Raw genomic sequence first — 16,987 nt, forward strand, 5'->3', positions numbered from 1 at the left:
CACGATCAACATGTCCGGACCCCGGACGCAAGCCTTTTGCGGCCCATCGTGGACCCCTCAAGCCGGCCGGCGGGCGAGAAGGTCGTGCGAGGCCTCGAACAGCGCGCTGACGCGCAGCAATTCCGCGTCGGCCCGGAAGCGGCCCACAAGCTGGAGCCCGATCGGCAGGCCGTCGCGACCAAAGCCGCAGGGCAGACTGATCGCGGGGTGACCGGTCATGTTGAACGGCATGGTCCAGGGGAACCAGTGCGGGCGGACGCTGTCAAATTGCGCCCCGTCGATCTCGATGGTGCCGAACAGGTCCTGGTCGATCGGCAGAGCGGTGCGCGTGATGGTCGGCATCGCCAACAAATGCCCGCGCGCAAGCAGGGATTGCACGCGGCGGAACAACGCCGTGCGCGCGAACATCGCTTCTTGATAGTCGACGCCGCTGACATTCGTCGCCAGCGCAATCTGCCTGACGAAGGCCTCGCTGAGGACGTCGCCATGCTCCGCCACCAGCTTCGAGAAGCGCGAGCGCCAGACGGTGTGGTTGATGGCGCGCCAGATCGGTTCGACGTCGTATCCCTCGCCGGAGAATTCCTCGAGCTCGGCACCCAGGCTCGCGAGCCAATCGAGGCTCGCCTTGAACGCTGTGGCAACATCCGCCGACACCGGGCGGCCGGGTGGCGAGGCGCAGAACAGGATTTTCTGCCCGCGCAGATCACCGCGCGGGGCAGCGGAGCCTATGAAATCGGGCACAGGCACACCGATCGACCAGGGATCGCAGGCATCCTCGCCGGCCATCGCCTGCATCATCAATGCCGTGTCGGCGACAGTGCGCGTGGTCGGTGTGACATAGGTCTGGTTGCCGAACGCATCGAGCGCCTGGCTGTGCGCGATCACGCCGTTACTCTGCTTCAAGCCAACGACGCCGTTGCAGGCGGCCGGAATCCGCGTCGAGCCGCCGCCATCGGTGGCAATCGCCAGCGGCGCGATGCCGCTCGCCACCGCAACGGCCGCCCCGCCGCTGGAGCCGCCGGACGAACGCTCCGCACTCCACGCATTGCGGGTGCGCCCGAACAGCGGTGAATCGGTCAGGCACTTGCTGCCGAACTCCGGCGTCGTGGTCTTGCCGATCAGGATCGCACCTTCCGCGCGTAGCTTTGCGACCGCGACGGCATCCTCGGTGGGGACGTTATCCTTGTAGGGAACGGCGCCAAAAGTCGTCTTCACGCCGCGTGTGTTGACGATGTCCTTGACGGTGACGGGAAGCCCATGCAGCAGGCCGAGCAGCTCGCCCGCCATCACCTTGCGCTCGGCTTCGCGCGCCGCTGCCATCGCCTCATCGCCGCAGAGCGTGATGAAGCAGTTCAGCTCAGGCTGGAGCGCTTCGGCGCGCGCGAGCACGGCACGGGTGATCTCGACCGGCGAGATCTGCTTGCTGTTGATGCGTTGGCGCAGTTCGGTGGCAGAGAGGAAACAGAGATCGTCGCTCATCAGGGCGGGCTCGCGTCAGGACGGGCGGACCTTGCCAGCGATGACTTGCCCTGTCCATTCGCCTGGCGCATGGCCGTAGTCCGCCCTGACACGCGGGGCCTCGCATGTCTACTAGCTCCAATTGATCTCGTGGCTCCAGGGCGGATCGGCACCCGGACGGGTGCAGGTCAGGCCAGCGCAATTGGCGGCAAAGGACAACGCGCGGCGGAGCTCGTCTGCGCCGATGTCCTTCAATTTTTGCCGGGCGAGGCGCCCCTGCTTGTGCAGGGCGAACAGCAAAGCGGCCTGAAAGCTGTCGCCGGCGCCGATGGTGTCGGCGACCTCGACCTTCGGTGCCTCGACCTCGATCTGCCCTGCCTTCGCATGCCAGGCGTTGGCGCCATGATTGCCGCGGGTGATGACGACGAGACTTGCGCCCTGCGCCAAGAGCGCACTCGCGCGTTGCTGATAAGGCTCCTCGCCGAAGAGATAGGCGAAGTCAACGTCCGACATCTTGATAAGATCGGCGCTCGCGGCGAACTCGACCATGCGCGCAAGATAGGCCGGCTTGTCCTTGACCAGATTGGGCCGGCAGTTCGGATCGAAGGAAATCGTTGATGAGGCCCGCGCATCTGTGATCAGGGCCTTGGTCTCGGCAGCGCCCCGGTCGTTGACCAGCGTGGTCGAGCCGACATGGACGGCCTCGACCGTATCGAACGGGATGGTGCCGCGCCGAAACGTCCAGTTCCGCGTCGCAGTCCCGGCGTCGTAGAAAGCGTAATGCGATTCGCCGGCGACGATGCGGACGAAGGCGAGCGTGGTCTGATGATCGCTGCGGGTGGCGAGACCAAGCTCGACGTTCGAGGCGGCGGCGTGTTCCGCGATCATGCGCCCGAACAGATCGGTCGAGACGCCGCCGACGAAACCGGTCGGTGCGCCGAGCCGCGCGATGCCGATTGCGACGTTGAGGCAGGAGCCGCCGACCGCCGGCATCACCGCTTCGCGGCCATCGGCGTTTTTCGTCGGCACAAAATCGATCAGCGCATCGCCGCAGGAAATCAGCATGTCTCTTAACCCTTGGCGATGTCGCGCATCGCCGCGCGGCTGCCGCGATCGACCTCGCGCAGCAGCTTGTAGACCTCGCGCTTCCTGGTGTGAAACGCGGCCATGTCGGGCGCGGTCGGCTCACTCTTGCGTCCAAGCGCCGACATTTTTGCCATGGTCTCGCCGATCGAGGCATAGGCCCCACCGGCAACCGCACCCAGCATCGCGGCACCCAGCAGCACCGGCTCGCTGGTTTGCGGCAGCGCAACAGCAAGCCCGGTGGTATCGGCCATGATCTGGCGCACCAGCGGACTGCGGCTGGCGCCGCCGCCCATGATCATGATGCCTGCATGCACGCCATGTGCGGCAAAGGCCTCGATCACCTCGGCGAGCCCGTAGGCCAGCCCGCAGAGACCTGCAATGAACAACCGCTCCATCGAGCTGACATCGGTGTCGAGATCGAGACCCGCGATTACCGCGCGCGTATCGGGATCGGCGTAAGGCGAACGGTTGCCAATGAATTCAGGAAGCACATGGACGTCGCGGGCGAGCAGCGCGGCGCGGCTGGCATCGCCTGCGCGCGCGATGATGCGGCGCTCCAGGAATTCGATGAGGTCGACGCCCTCGCCGCGCGCTGCCGCGCTCGCTTCCGAGTGGCCGGGATGCGACTTGAGGAGATGGTCGATCGCCGCGCCCGCAGCCGACTGGCCGCCTTCATTGAGCCAGAAGTCCGGCACCATGCCGGAATAATAGGGGCCCCAGACGCCGGGCACGAAGCACGGCTCTTTCGTCGTCGCCATGATGCAGGCCGACGTACCCATGATGTAGGCCAGGCGATCGCCGACATCCGTCGTTCCGCCCGATCCGTCACGCCCGCCGATCGCGCCGATGCCGCCGGCATGGGCGTCAATCAAGGAGGCGCCGACCGGCGTGCCAACGGACAGGCCGAGATCGGTGGCGGCCACGCGGGTGAGCCCGGCGCCGAGCCGCGTGCCGGGGGCGACGATCTCGGTGCCGATGCGGGCGTATTTCTCGCTGACGAAGTCAGACAGGCCAATGCGCTGAAAGAACGGCGCACTCCAGCCGCCGCCGTCATGCGCGAGGTAGTTCCATTTGCAGGTGACTGTGCAGGTCGAGCGCTGCAGCGAACCGGTCGCGCGCCAGGTCAGATAGTCCGCCAGATCGAAGAAATGCCCGGCGGCGTCAAAACTCGCGCGCAGATGCCGCTTCAGCCACAACAGTTTTGGCATCTCCATCTCGGGCGAGATCGAGCCGCCGACATAGCGCAGCACTGAGTCGCCGGTCTCGTTGATCAGCCGCGCCTCAGCGATGGCACGGTGATCCATCCAGACGATGACGTTGCGGTGCTTGTCGCCGGAGGCACTCACCGTGACCGGCTCGCCCTGGCGGTCGAGCACCACCAGGGAACAGGTCGCGTCGAAACCGATGCCGCCGATGCTGTCGGGCGCGATTGCCGCCTCCGCCAACGCCGCCCGCACCGATTTGACGCAGGCCTCCCAGATGTCCTGGGACGACTGCTCGACGACGTCGCCAGCCTCTTGCCAGACCCGGATCGGATGCTTGGCGGTCGCCAACAGCGAGCCGGCCTCGTCAAACACCCCTGCCCGCGTGCTCGTGGTCCCCACGTCGACGCCGATATACGCTTGCGGCATAGTCGCTCCTGGTCGCTCTCGTCAGTTTTGACGCAAGCCTACCAGCAAGTATAGCCGCCATCCACCAGCACGATGCTGCCAGTCATGAGGCTCGCAGCCTCGGATGCCAGGAATAGGACCACCGAGGCGATCTCCTCGACCTGCCCCATCCGCCCCATCGGGGTTCCACCGATCCAGGCGTCGTACATTCTCGGGGTGCTCTTCACGAAAGCGTTGAGCGGCGTGTCGATATAGGTTGGCGCCACCGCATTGACGCGGATGCCGCGCGCGCCCCATTCGGCCGCCAGCGACTTGGTCAGATGGTGTACGCCGGCCTTGGAGGCGTTGTAGAAGCACTGCTCCTGCGGCTTGTTGACGATGAAACCGGACATCGAGCCGACATTGACGATGGCGCCGCTCCTGGCCTTGAGCATGTGCTTGCCGAACTCGCGGCAACACCAGAAGGTGCCGTTGAGATTGACGTCGATGACGTTGAGCCAGTGCTCGTCGGTGACGGTCTCGGCCGGCGTTTCGCTGCGCGCAATGCCGGCATTGTTGACGAGGATGTCGACCTTGCCGTGCCGAGCGACGAGATCATTGGCGACCTCCGCCACGCGCTTGGTGTCGGTGACGTCCATGATCGCGGTCTCGATGTCAAAACCCTTCGCCTTCAGGCTGGCCTTGGCGTCTCCGGCGACCTTGCTGTCGCGGTCACCGATAATGACCTTGGCGCCGGCCTCGGCCAGCGCCTCCGCGCAGGCAAGCCCAATGCCCTGCCCGCCGCCGGTGATGAACGCGGTCTTGCCGCTCAGCTTGAATTTTTCTAGGTACATGGTCGTATTCCCGTTTCTTGTTAGTTCCGAAGCGCGTTACCGCTTGCGTCGAAGCGGTGAATGCGCGCGGGGTCCGGCACCAGCGACACGCGGTCGCCGGCATGCAGGCTCAATTCGCCGATGTAGCGTGCCGTTAGCATGCCGAGCGGTCCGGCGTCGACGTAGAGAAAGGTGTCGCTGCCGAGGTGTTCGGCGACCGCGATCGTGCCCGGCCAGCCACCGGCGCCGTCGCGCTCGATCTTGATGTGCTCGGGCCTTACACCGATGGTCGCCGCCCCCTTCTGCGCGGCATTTTCGCCGGTGACGAAATTCATCTTGGGCGAGCCGATGAAGCCGGCAACGAAGAGATTCGCGGGCCGCTCATAGAGCTCCAGCGGCGAGCCGTATTGCTCGATCTTGCCGCCGTTGAGCACGACGATCTTGTCGGCCATGGTCATGGCCTCGACCTGGTCGTGGGTGACGTAAATCGCGGTGGTGCCGAGCTGCTTCTGCAGCCGCGTCACCTCGATACGCATCTGCACGCGCAGCGCGGCGTCGAGGTTCGACAGCGGCTCGTCGAACAGGAACGCCTTGGGCTCGCGCACGATGGCGCGGCCGATCGCGACGCGTTGGCGCTGGCCGCCAGAGAGCTCGCGCGGCTTGCGGTCAAGATAAGGCGTAAGGTTCAACGTCGCCGCGGCGGCTTCTACCTTGCGGTTGGTTTCGTCTTTGGAGAGGCCCGCCATCTTCAGGCCGAAGCCGATATTGCCGCGCACGCTCATATGCGGATAGAGCGCGTAGGACTGGAACACCATCGACAGCCCGCGCTTGGCGGGCGGCGTGTCGACCACGTTCTTGCCGTCGATCAGGATGCTGCCGCCGCTGACGTCCTCCAGCCCGGCAATCAATCGCAGCAGCGTGGTCTTGCCGCAGCCGGAGGGGCCGACGAACACGACGAAGGAGCCGTCGGCAATTTCGAGGTCGGCGCCCTTGATGATGTGCACGGGGCCGAAGGATTTTTGTACCCCTTGAAGTGTGATCTGACCCATGATCCGGCAGCCCCTTTACTTCACCGCGCCGAAGGTAAGCCCGCGCACGAGCTGCTTCTGGCTGAACCAACCGAGGACGAGAATGGGCGCGATCGCCAGCGTCGAGGCCGCCGACAGTTTTGCCCAGAACAGTCCTTCCGGACTGGAATAGGACGCGATGAACGTGGTGAGCGGCGCAGCGTTCGAGGTCGACAAATTGAGCGTCCAGAACGCCTCGTTCCAGGCCAAAATCAGATTGAGCAGCATGGTCGACGCCAGCCCCGGGATCGCCATCGGCGTCAGGACATAGACGAGCTCGCGGCCGATGGTGGCGCCGTCCATGCGCGCGGCCTCGAGGATGTCGCGCGGGATCTCCTTGAAATACGTGAAGAGCATCCAGATCACGATCGGCAAGTTTCCGAGACAGAGGATGAAGACAAGACCGATGCGGGAATCGAGCAGGCCAAAGCTCTTGTAGATCAGGTAGATCGGCACCAGCACGCCGACCGGCGGCATCATCTTGGTCGAAAGCATCCAGAGCAGAATGTCCTTGGTGCGCTTGGTCGGCGAGAACGCCATCGACCAGGCTGCGGGGATCGCGATCAGCAGCGCGATCAGCGTCGAGCCGCCGGCGATGATGATCGAGTTCATGGCATGGAGCAGATAGTCGCTGCGCTCCTGCACGGTCGCATAGTTTTCCGTGGTCCAGTGGAAGAACAGGAAGGACGGCGGAATGGCGAAGGCCTCGAGCTCGGTCTTGAAGCTCGCCAGCACCATCCACAGGATCGGGAAGAAGATCAGGAAGCCGAAGAACCACGCTCCGATCGTCGAAACCACCACCCGCTGCGTCGTTGACTTGCGCGCCATGATTTTAGGCTTCCAGGTTGCGGCCGACGATGCGGACGAGGAAGAAGGCGACCACGTTGGCGATGACGACGGCCACGAGGCCGCCCGCCGAGGCGCTGCCGACGTCGAACTGGATCAGCGCCTGCGAGTAGATCAGGAAGGCGATGTTGGTGGTTTGCAGACCCGGTCCGCCGCCGGTGGTGACGAAGATCTCGGCGAACACGGTCAGCAGGAAAATGGTCTCGATCAGGATCACCACCGTGATCGGGCGTGCCAGATGCGGCAGCGTGATGTAGATGAAGGTCGAGACGGCGCTGGCGCCATCCATCTCGGCCGCCTCCTTCTGCTCCTCGTCGAGCGATTGCAGCGCGGTGAGCAGGATCAGCGTCGCGAACGGCAGCCATTGCCAGGCCACGATCAGGATCACGGCAAACAGCGGCGCGTCGGTGAACCAGTCGATCGGCGTCGCCCCGACCAATCTTGCGAGCCAGGCAAACAGGCCGGATACCGGATGCATCAGCAAGTTTTTCCAGACCAGCGCGCTCACCGTCGGCATCACGAAGAACGGCGCGATCACCATCAGCCGCACGATGTTGCGGCCGATCACCGGCTGATCCATCAGCAGCGCCAGCGGAATGCCTAGCAGGATCGTCAGCGCCAGCACCGAGCCGACCAGCACCAGCGTATTCTGGAGCGAGGCGAGGAAGGCGGGATCGGTGAGGAAGTAGCGAAAGTTTTCCAGCCCGACGAACGATTCCGAGCCGGGATCGAGCAGACTGTAATGCAGCGTCGAGAAATAGAGCGTCAGCGCGAGCGGGACGATCATCCAGATGAAGAGCAGCCCGACGGCCGGGGCCAGGAGCGACCGCGCAAGGAGTTGCGTTTGCCGGGTTGCCATCTTTGGCGTCTCCGCTCGGAGGAAGAAGGCGGCCATCCATCCGGGGTGGAGGATGGCCGCAAGTTTGAGCTCAGGGAGAGCTCGGGTCTACTTGATGTAACCGGCGCGCTTCATCTCGCGTTCGGTCGCTGTTTGCGCGGCGGTGAGTGCCGCATCGACCGTCATCGATCCGGCAAGTGCCGCGGAGAATTGCTGACCGACCTGCGTACCGATGCCCTGGAATTCAGGGATCGCGGCATACTGCACGCCGACGTAAGGCACGGGCTTCACGGTCGGCTTGTTCGGATCAGCCGCGTCGATCGAGGCCAGCGTCATCTTGGCGAAGGGCGCGGCCTTCAGGTAGTCAGGATTCGTGTAGAGCGAGGTGCGTGTACCCGGCGGCACGTTGGCCCAGCCCTCCCTCGAGGCCACGAGCTTGGTGTAGTCCTTGTTCGTCGCCCAGGCGATGAACTTCTCGGCGGCTTCAGTCTTCTTCGAGCCTGCGGGGATCGCGAGGCTCCAGGCCCACAGCCAGTTGGCGTTCTTGCCGAGCCCGGTGTTGGGCGCGAGCGCGAAGCCGACCCTGTCGGCAACCGTGGACTGACTCGGGTTGGTGACGAAGGACGCCGCCACCGTCGCATCGATCCACATGCCGCACTTGCCGGCGTTGAACAGCGCCAGATTTTCATTGAAGCCGTTCGAGCTCGCGCCGGGAGGGCCAGCGTCCTTCATCAGATTGACGTAGGTCGTGAGCGTCGTCTTCCATTCCGGCGTGTTGAACTGCGGCTCCCACTTCTCATCGAACCAGCGCGCGCCGTAGGAATTGGCCATTGCCGAGAGGAAGGCCATGTTCTCGCCCCAGCCGGCCTTGCCGCGCAGGCAGATGCCGTAGACGCCACCGTTCTTGTCCGTGAGCTTCTTGGCGGCGTCGATGACGAAATCCCAGGTCGGCTTTTCCGGCATCTTCAGGCCGGCCTTCTCGAACAGGTCGGTGCGGTACATGATCATCGAGCTCTCGCCGTAGAACGGCGCGGCATAGAGTTTGCCGTCGACGGAGACCGCATCCTTGATCTTCGGCAGGAGGTCGGCGACGTCGTAATCGGCGCCGAGATTGGCGAGCGGCACCAGCCAGCCCTTCTTGGCCCAGATCGGCACCTCGTAGGTGCCGATGGTCAGCACATCGAACTGGCCGCCCTTGGTGGCGATGTCGGTGGTGACGCGCTGGCGCAGCACGTTTTCCTCGAGCGTCACCCATTTCACCGAAATGTCGGGGTTCGCCTTGGTGAATTCGCTGGTCAGGCCCTGCATGCGGATCATGTCGCCATTGTTGACGGTGGCGATCGTCAGGGTCGTTTCGGCCATCGCGGGGACGGCAAGCAGTACGGACGCGCCGCAGACGGCGCCCAAAAATTGTTTCACGGTGACCTCCCTAGCCCGCGCTTTTGAGCATATGCCCACGCGTTGGGCGTATGTTCGGATGAGGGGCGGCGCTTGTCAAGCAGGCTCGTAGCCTTCCCCGCAACTTATGAGTGCTGCGGTGCGGCAACCTTTCCGTCATGCCCCGCGAAGGCGGGGCATCCAGTAATCCGTACAGTCAGTTGGTTTGCCCCAAGCTGGGCCGCGGCGTACTGGATCATCCGCTTTCGCGGATGATGACAGCGGCTCAAGCGGCGAGACAGCCCGCCCTACCGCTCCAGGATCGCCCTTGCGGTGGCCTCGTCGGTGATCAGGCCGTTGATCAGACCCCCGTTCAACGCAGCCGCGATCGCCGGCACCTTGGCCGCACCGACCGCGGCGCCGATGGTCGTGGTCTTGGCCGGGACCTCCGGCGGAATGCTGGTGAGGCGCTTGTTGGTGCCGGCCTTGAGCACGCGTCCCTTGGAATCATAGGCCCAGCCGGTGATCTCGCCGATGGCGCCCTGCCGCATCATCTCGAACAATTCATCGCGCGTGACGAAGCCATCGACATGGACCTGCGCCTTCTGGTCCATCTGGCCGATGCCGACGAGGCGTAAGTCCGCCTTGGCCGCCACCGCCTTGACCTTCGCGATCGGCTCGATCCGCACCATCTTGTTGCGCTCGTCCTCCGACGACATCAGGAACGGCAGCGGCATCGGGTAATGCCGCGCACCGGTGCGGTCGGCGAGCCGGCCGACGGTGTCATAGAAGCTCGCCGAACCGTCGGCGGAGATGTTGCCGACCAGCGAGACGATCTGGTGGTTGGGCCGGTCGATCGGCGTGACGCGCTCGACGGCGGCGCGCACCGCCCGCCCCGTGCCGAGCGCGACGATGACAGGCGTCTCCGAGCGCAGCGTCGCGTCCAGCAGATTGGCGCAGCGCTCGGCGATGCCGGCGGTGGCCTGAGGCGCCGCAGGATCGGCCGGCACCACCTCGCAATAGCTAAGGTCAAACCGCTCCTTCAGCTGCGCGGCCAATTCCATGCAGGCAGCGATCGGATGTTCGAGCCGGAACGTGATCAGCCGCTCGGCGAGGCACAGCGACACCAGCCGCTGCGCCGAGGCGCGCGACACCTGGAGCATCTTTGCGATCTCGTCCTGGGTGTGGCCGGCAATGAAATAGAGCCAGCCGGCACGCGCGGCGTCGTCGAGCCTGGATTTTTCGTTCTCGACGGCCATGCGGCCTCACGCCTCCCAGAATTCGCTCATGCGCGCGAAGACCCGATCGGCTCCGGCGGCGGACAATATAGCGCGGCCATCGCGCGCGCGATAATGGTCACCGCCGACAAATCCCCAGACCATCATGCCTGCCGCCTTGGCAGCCTGCACGCCGCTGACACTGTCCTCGATCACCAGCGTGCGCGCGGGATCGGCCTGCATTTTCCCGGCAGCGTGAAGAAAGAGATCCGGCGCCGGCTTGCCGCGCCTGACCATCTGTGCGGTGTAGAGCCGGTCGCCGAAATGCGGCGCGAGGCCGGTGACATCCAGCGACAGCGAGACGCGGTCGAGGTCGCTCGACGACGCCACACAGCGCGGCGTCTCCAATTCGGACAGAACCGCGCCGACGCCGGGGATCGGCTGGAGCGCTCCCGCAAAGGTCTCGAGCACGCGCGCCTTCAGGCCCGGAAAGAAATCGTCAGGCAGCGTGTGCCCGAGATCGCGATAGTGCTGCTCGATGGCCTTGGTGCTGCGCCCGAGGAAGAGTTCGAGCGCCTGCTCCACACTGAGCTGAAGGCCGAACTCCGCCAGAACCTCGGAGAGGCAGCGGCAGCTCAACAACTCGCTGTCGACGAGCACGCCGTCGCAGTCGAAGATGATCAGATCGGGCTTGCCTGGATCCATCGCCGCATTCGATCATATACTCACTGACTGGGCAATAGCTCAGCCACTGGCCGATCTGTCGAGGACTATCAGGGTACGTCAAGCGACGCGCGCCCATTTCCTCCGCGCAACGTCGAGCAAGCGAGAATGGGCACGGCGCAAATGCACCTTTGCCCGGCAGACGTGCACCGCCGGTATTGATCATCGGCGACTATGCCTGAAGACCGCCCTAACGCTTCCGTTCGAGCTCGGCGGCCCGATGCTTCTGCGAAACCGGATGAATGCGCTGGATCGGAGCGCGAGCGACCGCATCGCGGGCGCGGCGCGCGATCTCATGCATCAGGGCGCGGCCGTCCCAATCGACCGGCCATCCCCGCCAGAGCCGCAAGCGGCCTGCGACAAACACTGCCACGATCTGGTCGCGGTTGCCGAGCCGCACTAGTTCCCACGTCAGATCCCAGGACGGGCTGAACTCCGGCACATCGATGTCGACGAGCAGAAAATCCGCGGCAAGGCCGGGCGCGATCGCGCCGGTGACACCGGCGAGTCCCGATGCGTCCGCGCCTCGCTGGGTCGCGTGCTCGAGCCAGGTCCAACCACCGCCACAGGATGAGTCGCCGTTGGCAAGCCCGAACGCAAGCCTCTGCGCAGCCTCGGCCGCATCGACCAGACGGAAGGCGTCGCTGCGCGTGCCGTCGGTACCGATGCCGAAGCGAATGCCGAGGGTCGCCATCAGCGTCGCCGGCGCCACCGCATTGCCCTTCCATTGCGAGGCAACGGGATTATAGGCGACCGCCGTATTGGTTTCCCGCAGCATTGCGAGTTCCGTGGGCGTGACCAATGTGCCGTGGGCGATCAAAACATGCGGGCCGAGCACGCCCAGATCGTAGAGGTATTCGAGCGGACGTCGTCCCACCTGCGTCAGCGAACGCTCAACGGCAGCAAGATGCTCGTTGACATGACTCTGGAATACTGCGCCAGAACGCGCAGCCAGGAACGACGTCTCGCGCAGCATGTCGGCGGTGGCGGCCTCGGGAATCGAGATTGCCAGCGACGGATGCACCAGACTGTCGGCGCGCCAGCGTGCGAGATGCGCTTCGGCGCGAGCCAAGATCGCGTCGCGATCTGCCGCGGCCCCGCCGCCACCAAGATCGTTGCAAATGAAGCCGAGGACACAGCGCAGGCCGGCTTCTTTGGTGGCCTTTGCGACCGCCGCAACGCTCCCCTCGGCGCGCGTCCCGGCATCGACCACCGCGGTGAAACCACCACGTAGCGACTCCAATGCCGCAGCCTTGGCGGTGAGGTAGACGAGCTCGTCGTCGAGCACGCCTTCGAGCGGCACCCAGATGCGCCGGAAAATCTCCGACGGTTCGCCGAAGGCCAGCGCCTTGCCAAACGTCTGGGTCAGATGGTGGTGCGCATCGACGAAGCCGGGCATCAAGAGCTTGCCCGGCAGCAGCAGCTCGGCGAGACCGGGATGACGCGCGCGGACCTGCATCCGCGGGCCGACGTCTGCGAACTTGCCGCCGCTGACGACGACCGCATGGTCCGGGACGGGCCCGTCGCCGAGCATCAACTGGTCCGGGGCCAGCATCAGTTCTCCGGCGGTCAACTGGTCCGGACTGAGATCGGGAGGCATGACTGAACCTAGACTGGTTTGGAGCGGCGAGCGGAAATCGTTACTCGGCCGCCACTTGCGTGTCGGGCGCAATTGGATCGGCAAGTTCGCCGGCGGGCTCTGCGTGGCCGAAGGCAAATTTCGGGCGGACATGATGGAACAGGATGTTGAGGAGCACCGCGACGACGGTTCCGGCGGCAAGCCCGTTGCCAAGGATCATCTGCACACCGGCGGGAAATTTGCTGTAAATGCCGGGCACCAGGATCGGCAGCAAACCGACTGCGAGCGCAGCAGCGAGCGTGAATAGGTTGCCGTGCTCGCGCAGATCCACCTTGCGCAGCATATCGATGCCCATCACCGCGATGATGCAGAATACGATGATCGCGGTGCCGCCGACGACGGCGCCGGGGATCGCGTTGACCAGCCGGCCGAGCGGCGCCAGCAGGGCAATGACGAGCAGGATGATCCCGCTCGTCGCGGTCACGTAGCGCGAGCGCACGCCGGTGGCGCGGACGATACCGATATTTTCGCCGCTGGTGATGATGAGCGACGTCCCGAAGCATCCCCCCAACAATGAGATCAGCGCGTCGCCGCGAATTGTCTTCGACACATCGTCACGCGGCACGATCTCCTTGCCGACCACATCCGCTATCGCCACCGTCTGTCCCGTAGCTTCCGCCATAGAGATGATGCTGAAGACGATCAGCGGCACTGCCGAAACGAGGTCGAAGTGCGGCACTCCAAACGGAAACGGCTGCGGCAAGGCAATGACGGGACCCGACAGGATGCCGTCGAAACTCATATTGCCGGTCAACGCGGCAGCGATCGTCCCGATCAACAGGCCAAACAGGACGGACAACTGCCCTGCGATGCCGGTGAACAAGCGCGCGAATATCAGCGTGAAGCCGACCGTGCATAGCGCCAGGAGGACGCCCTTCGGAGCTGCGAAATCCGGTGAACCAGGCGTGCCGGTGATGATGCCGCCATATACCTTGACAAGGTTGATGGCGACGAGCAGCAGCATCGTACCGATGACAAGCCTCGGGAAGTAGATCACGCAACGCGCGAACACGGGCAGAAACACAAAATAGAATAGCGCCGTGAGGATGACCGCGCCCGACGCGGTCTGGATGTCGGTCTGCTGCGCGATCGTAAGAAAGATCACGATCGGAGCACCGCCCGGCACCATGATGAACGGCAACCGCGCACCAAACTTAAACGGGCCGATGCTCTGCAACAGCGAGCCGAGCCCGCACATCAGAAACGTGGCGCTGATCAGGTTGACGGTGAGGTCAGATGACAGATGGAGCGCCCTGCCGACCAGAAACACGGCGGTGATCGGCGAGGCCGCCATCACAAGCACATGCTGCAGCCCGAGCAGGATGAGCCGAGACACCGGCAGGACTTCGTCGACGGGATCGGTAACGGCAGCGGGCATCTCACGGGTCCTTGCAATCCCGTAAAACGAAGCAAATGTTGTGCCGCCACTCGGTGGTATTGCCGTGTTCTGGCCGAAGCGTGACCTAGGCCCCGCATGGCTGGCGGACGTCAGCCGACGACCCGTCCGACATCCATCGCCACCCGATACCGCCCCTCACCGTCGCTGATTATACACGTCGATGCACACCGCCCCGAGCAGCACCAGTCCTTTGATCACCTGCTGGTAATCAATGCCGATGCCGAGGATGGACATGCCGTTGTTCATCACGCCCATGATCATGGCGCCGACCACGGCGCCGCCGACGCGCCCGACGCCGCCATAGGCCGAGGCGCCGCCGATGAAGCAGGCGGCGATGACGTCGAGCTCGAAGCCAAGGCCCGCTTTCGGGGTTGCGGTGTTGAGGCGCGCGGCAAAAACCAGGCCGGCGAGCGCGGCCAGCGCGCCCATGTTGACAAAGGTGAAGAAGGTCAGCCGCTCGGTCTTGATACCCGACAGGCCTGCAGCCTTGGCGTTGCCGCCGACGGCATAAATCTGCCGGCCGATCACGGTGCGGCGGGTGACGAAGCCATAGAGCGCGATCAGGGCGCTCATGATGACCAGCACGTTGGGCAGGCCGCGATAGGTCGCGATCAGATAGGTGAAATAGAGCACCGCACAGGCGAGGACGACGCTCTTGCCGAGGAAGAACGCGTAGGGCTCAACTTCGATGCCGTGTGAGACCTCACGCGTGCGGCTCTTGGCGCTGGCATAGACCAGCCCCAATGCAAGTACCGCGCCGATCAGCATCGAGGTCGGATGCAGCGTGCCGGCCTCGGGCAGCACCTCCGGAATGAAGCCCGACGACAGCTTCTGGAAGGTCGACGGAAACGGCCCCAGCGACTGGCCCTGCAAAACGGCAAGCGCAAGGCCCTTGAACACCAGCATGCCGGCCAGGGTCACGATGAAGGACGGGATCTTGAAATAGGCGACCCAATAGCCCTGCGCGGCGCCGATGGCCGCGCCGACCGCGAGGCAGATGATGAAGGCGAGCGTGTAGTCGACCTTGTAGGTCACCATGAGGAGAGCGGCGACCGCACCGACGAAACCCGCCACCGAACCGACCGACAGGTCGATATGGCCGGTGACGATCACCAGCAGCATGCCCAGCGCCATGATGACGATGTAGCTGTTCTGTAACACCAGATTGGTCAGGTTGAGCGGCTGCAGCAGCGTGCCGCCGGTCATGACCTGGAAGAACAGCATGATCGCGATCAGCGACATCAGCATGCCGTAGTTGCGCAGATTGTTCTTGATGAAGCCGCCGTGCCGGCGCTCCTCGGGCAGCGAAACCGTCTTGTCGGTCATGGCTGCGATCCTCCCATCTCAGCGGCCTCGACCGCGCCGTTTCCATTGCGTCGTTCGTTGCGCATGATGGCGCGCATGATCTTTTCCTGTGTCGCCTCAGCGCCCGGGAACTCGCCCACAAAGGCGCCGTCGTTCATGACGCAGATGCGGTCGCAGATGCCGAGCAGCTCTGGCATCTCCGAGGAGATCACAACCACGCCGCGGCCGGCTTCCGCAAGCTCGTTGATGATACAGTAAATCTCGTATTTGGCACCGACGTCGATGCCCCTCGTCGGCTCGTCCAGAATCAGGACCTTGGGGTCGGTCATCAGCCATTTCGACAGCACGACCTTCTGCTGGTTCCCGCCGGAGAGCTGGCCGGTCTCCTGGTAGACGTCGGAACAGCGTATCCGCATGCGGGTACGGTAGTCGCTGGCGACCTTCAGCTCGGCGATGTCGTCGATCACCCGCCCCGGCGCGACCTGCTTGAGGCTTGCCAGCGTAATGTTCTTGCGGACGTCGTCGGCCAGGATCAGCCCGAGCTGCTTGCGGTCCTCGGTGACATAGGCAAGGCCGGCGTCGATCGCGGCGGCAACACTCGTCAGCGCGATCTCGTGGCCTTCGAGGGCGATGCGGCCGCTGACATTGGTGCCCCAAGACCGGCCGAACAGGCTCATGGCGAACTCGGTGCGGCCGGCGCCCATCAGCCCGGCGATGCCGACGACCTCGCCGCGCTTGACGCCGAAATTGACGTTCTTGATCACCTGCCGATCGGGATGAATGGGGTGATAGACCGACCAGTTCGAAACCTCGAGAACGGGCTCGCCGATCTTGGCGCTGCGCTCGGGGAAGCGATGGGCGAGATCGCGATTGACCATGCTGCGGATGATGCGGTCTTCCTGGATCGGCTCGGCCCGGCAGTCGATGCCGTCGACGGTGCGGCCGTCGCGCAGCACGGTGATGTGGTCGGCGACGCGGGCGACCTCGTTGAGCTTGTGCGAGATCAGGATCGAGCCGATACCCTGCTCGCGGAATTTCATCAGACGTTCCAACAAGGCGGCGCTGTCGGCCTCGTTCAGGCTCGCAGTCGGCTCGTCCAGGATCAGCATCCGCACGCGCTTGGACAGCGCCTTCGCAATCTCGACCAGCTGCTGCTTGCCGACGCCGAGATCGGTGATCAGCGTATCCGGCGATTCCTTCAGTCCGACCTGCGCAAGCAGCTCGCGCGTCCGCCGGTACACCTCGTCGCGATCGATCACGCCGAGCTTCGACGGCGGATGCGACAGGAAGATGTTTTCCGCGATCGACATCAGCGGGATCAGCGCCAGTTCCTGGTGGATGATGATGATGCCGAGCGCTTCGGAATCGTTGATGTCGCGGAAGCGGCGCTCTTCGCCTTCGAAGACGATGGTGCCTTCGTAGCTGCCCGCCGGGTAGACGCCGCTCAGCACCTTCATCAGCGTCGATTTGCCGGCGCCGTTCTCGCCGACAAGGGCGTGGATCTGGCCGGCCTCGACCGAGAAGTTTACGTCGCGCAGCGCCTGAACACCGGCAAAGCTCTTGCTGACGTTGCGCATCTCCAGCATGGCGGTCATGATTTTCGTCCTCGA

At 64.5% G+C, this 16,987-nt stretch carries 14 protein-coding genes; all 14 read right to left on the reverse strand.

The window, feature by feature from the left end; translation table 11 throughout:
- Window positions 1-57 precede the first annotated feature (57 nt).
- Window positions 58-1,479 (reverse strand): amidase, encoded by a 1,422-nt coding sequence (locus ABIC09_RS02525; RefSeq protein ID WP_354108306.1) that lies wholly within the window; start codon window positions 1,477-1,479, stop codon window positions 58-60.
- 111 nt (window positions 1,480-1,590) lie between these two features.
- Window positions 1,591-2,523 carry a carbohydrate kinase family protein gene (locus ABIC09_RS02530; RefSeq protein WP_354108307.1) on the reverse strand — a complete coding sequence of 311 codons (933 nt, stop codon included), beginning with the start codon at window positions 2,521-2,523 and terminating at the stop codon, window positions 1,591-1,593.
- Between the two features lie 5 nt (window positions 2,524-2,528).
- Window positions 2,529-4,175: an FGGY-family carbohydrate kinase gene (locus ABIC09_RS02535; protein ID WP_354108308.1), complete on the reverse strand. Its 1,647-nt coding sequence runs from the start codon at window positions 4,173-4,175 to the stop codon at window positions 2,529-2,531.
- Between the two features lie 38 nt (window positions 4,176-4,213).
- The gene (locus ABIC09_RS02540; protein ID WP_148755537.1) at window positions 4,214-4,987 is read right to left on the reverse strand and encodes an SDR family NAD(P)-dependent oxidoreductase; all 774 of its coding nucleotides are present in this window, start codon (window positions 4,985-4,987) and stop codon (window positions 4,214-4,216) included.
- A 20-nt stretch (window positions 4,988-5,007) separates the two neighbouring features.
- The gene (locus tag ABIC09_RS02545) at window positions 5,008-6,015 is read right to left on the reverse strand and encodes an ABC transporter ATP-binding protein (RefSeq protein WP_354108309.1); all 1,008 of its coding nucleotides are present in this window, start codon (window positions 6,013-6,015) and stop codon (window positions 5,008-5,010) included.
- 15 nt (window positions 6,016-6,030) lie between these two features.
- On the reverse strand, window positions 6,031-6,861 hold the full coding sequence (locus tag ABIC09_RS02550) for a carbohydrate ABC transporter permease (protein WP_148755539.1): 831 nt from the start codon (window positions 6,859-6,861) through the stop codon (window positions 6,031-6,033).
- A 4-nt stretch (window positions 6,862-6,865) separates the two neighbouring features.
- Window positions 6,866-7,738 carry a carbohydrate ABC transporter permease gene (locus ABIC09_RS02555; RefSeq protein WP_187435359.1) on the reverse strand — a complete coding sequence of 291 codons (873 nt, stop codon included), beginning with the start codon at window positions 7,736-7,738 and terminating at the stop codon, window positions 6,866-6,868.
- An 87-nt stretch (window positions 7,739-7,825) separates the two neighbouring features.
- Window positions 7,826-9,136, reverse strand: coding sequence for an ABC transporter substrate-binding protein (locus tag ABIC09_RS02560; RefSeq protein WP_502917634.1), 1,311 nt, complete (start codon window positions 9,134-9,136; stop codon window positions 7,826-7,828).
- A 266-nt stretch (window positions 9,137-9,402) separates the two neighbouring features.
- Window positions 9,403-10,353 (reverse strand): sugar-binding transcriptional regulator, encoded by a 951-nt coding sequence (locus ABIC09_RS02565; protein WP_148754706.1) that lies wholly within the window; start codon window positions 10,351-10,353, stop codon window positions 9,403-9,405.
- A gap of 6 nt (window positions 10,354-10,359) precedes the next feature.
- Complete coding sequence (locus ABIC09_RS02570; RefSeq protein ID WP_354108310.1) at window positions 10,360-11,016, reverse strand: HAD family hydrolase; 657 nt, start codon at window positions 11,014-11,016, stop codon at window positions 10,360-10,362.
- Window positions 11,017-11,224: 208 nt separating this feature from the next.
- The gene (locus ABIC09_RS02575; RefSeq protein WP_354108311.1) at window positions 11,225-12,589 is read right to left on the reverse strand and encodes an amidohydrolase family protein; all 1,365 of its coding nucleotides are present in this window, start codon (window positions 12,587-12,589) and stop codon (window positions 11,225-11,227) included.
- An 85-nt stretch (window positions 12,590-12,674) separates the two neighbouring features.
- Entirely contained in the window at window positions 12,675-14,051 is a 1,377-nt protein-coding gene (locus ABIC09_RS02580; protein WP_354108312.1) for a uracil-xanthine permease family protein, read from the reverse strand.
- A 156-nt stretch (window positions 14,052-14,207) separates the two neighbouring features.
- Complete coding sequence (mmsB, locus tag ABIC09_RS02585) at window positions 14,208-15,398, reverse strand: multiple monosaccharide ABC transporter permease (RefSeq protein ID WP_354108313.1); 1,191 nt, start codon at window positions 15,396-15,398, stop codon at window positions 14,208-14,210.
- Window positions 15,395-16,972 (reverse strand): multiple monosaccharide ABC transporter ATP-binding protein, encoded by a 1,578-nt coding sequence (gene mmsA / locus ABIC09_RS02590; RefSeq protein ID WP_354108314.1) that lies wholly within the window; start codon window positions 16,970-16,972, stop codon window positions 15,395-15,397. The genes mmsB and mmsA overlap by 4 nt, the downstream gene beginning before the upstream one ends.
- Between the last annotated feature and the right edge of the window lie 15 nt (window positions 16,973-16,987).

Origin of the sequence: Bradyrhizobium sp. S3.12.5 (assembly GCF_040548225.1) — a bacterium.
Taxonomy (GTDB): domain Bacteria; phylum Pseudomonadota; class Alphaproteobacteria; order Rhizobiales; family Xanthobacteraceae; genus Bradyrhizobium; species Bradyrhizobium cytisi.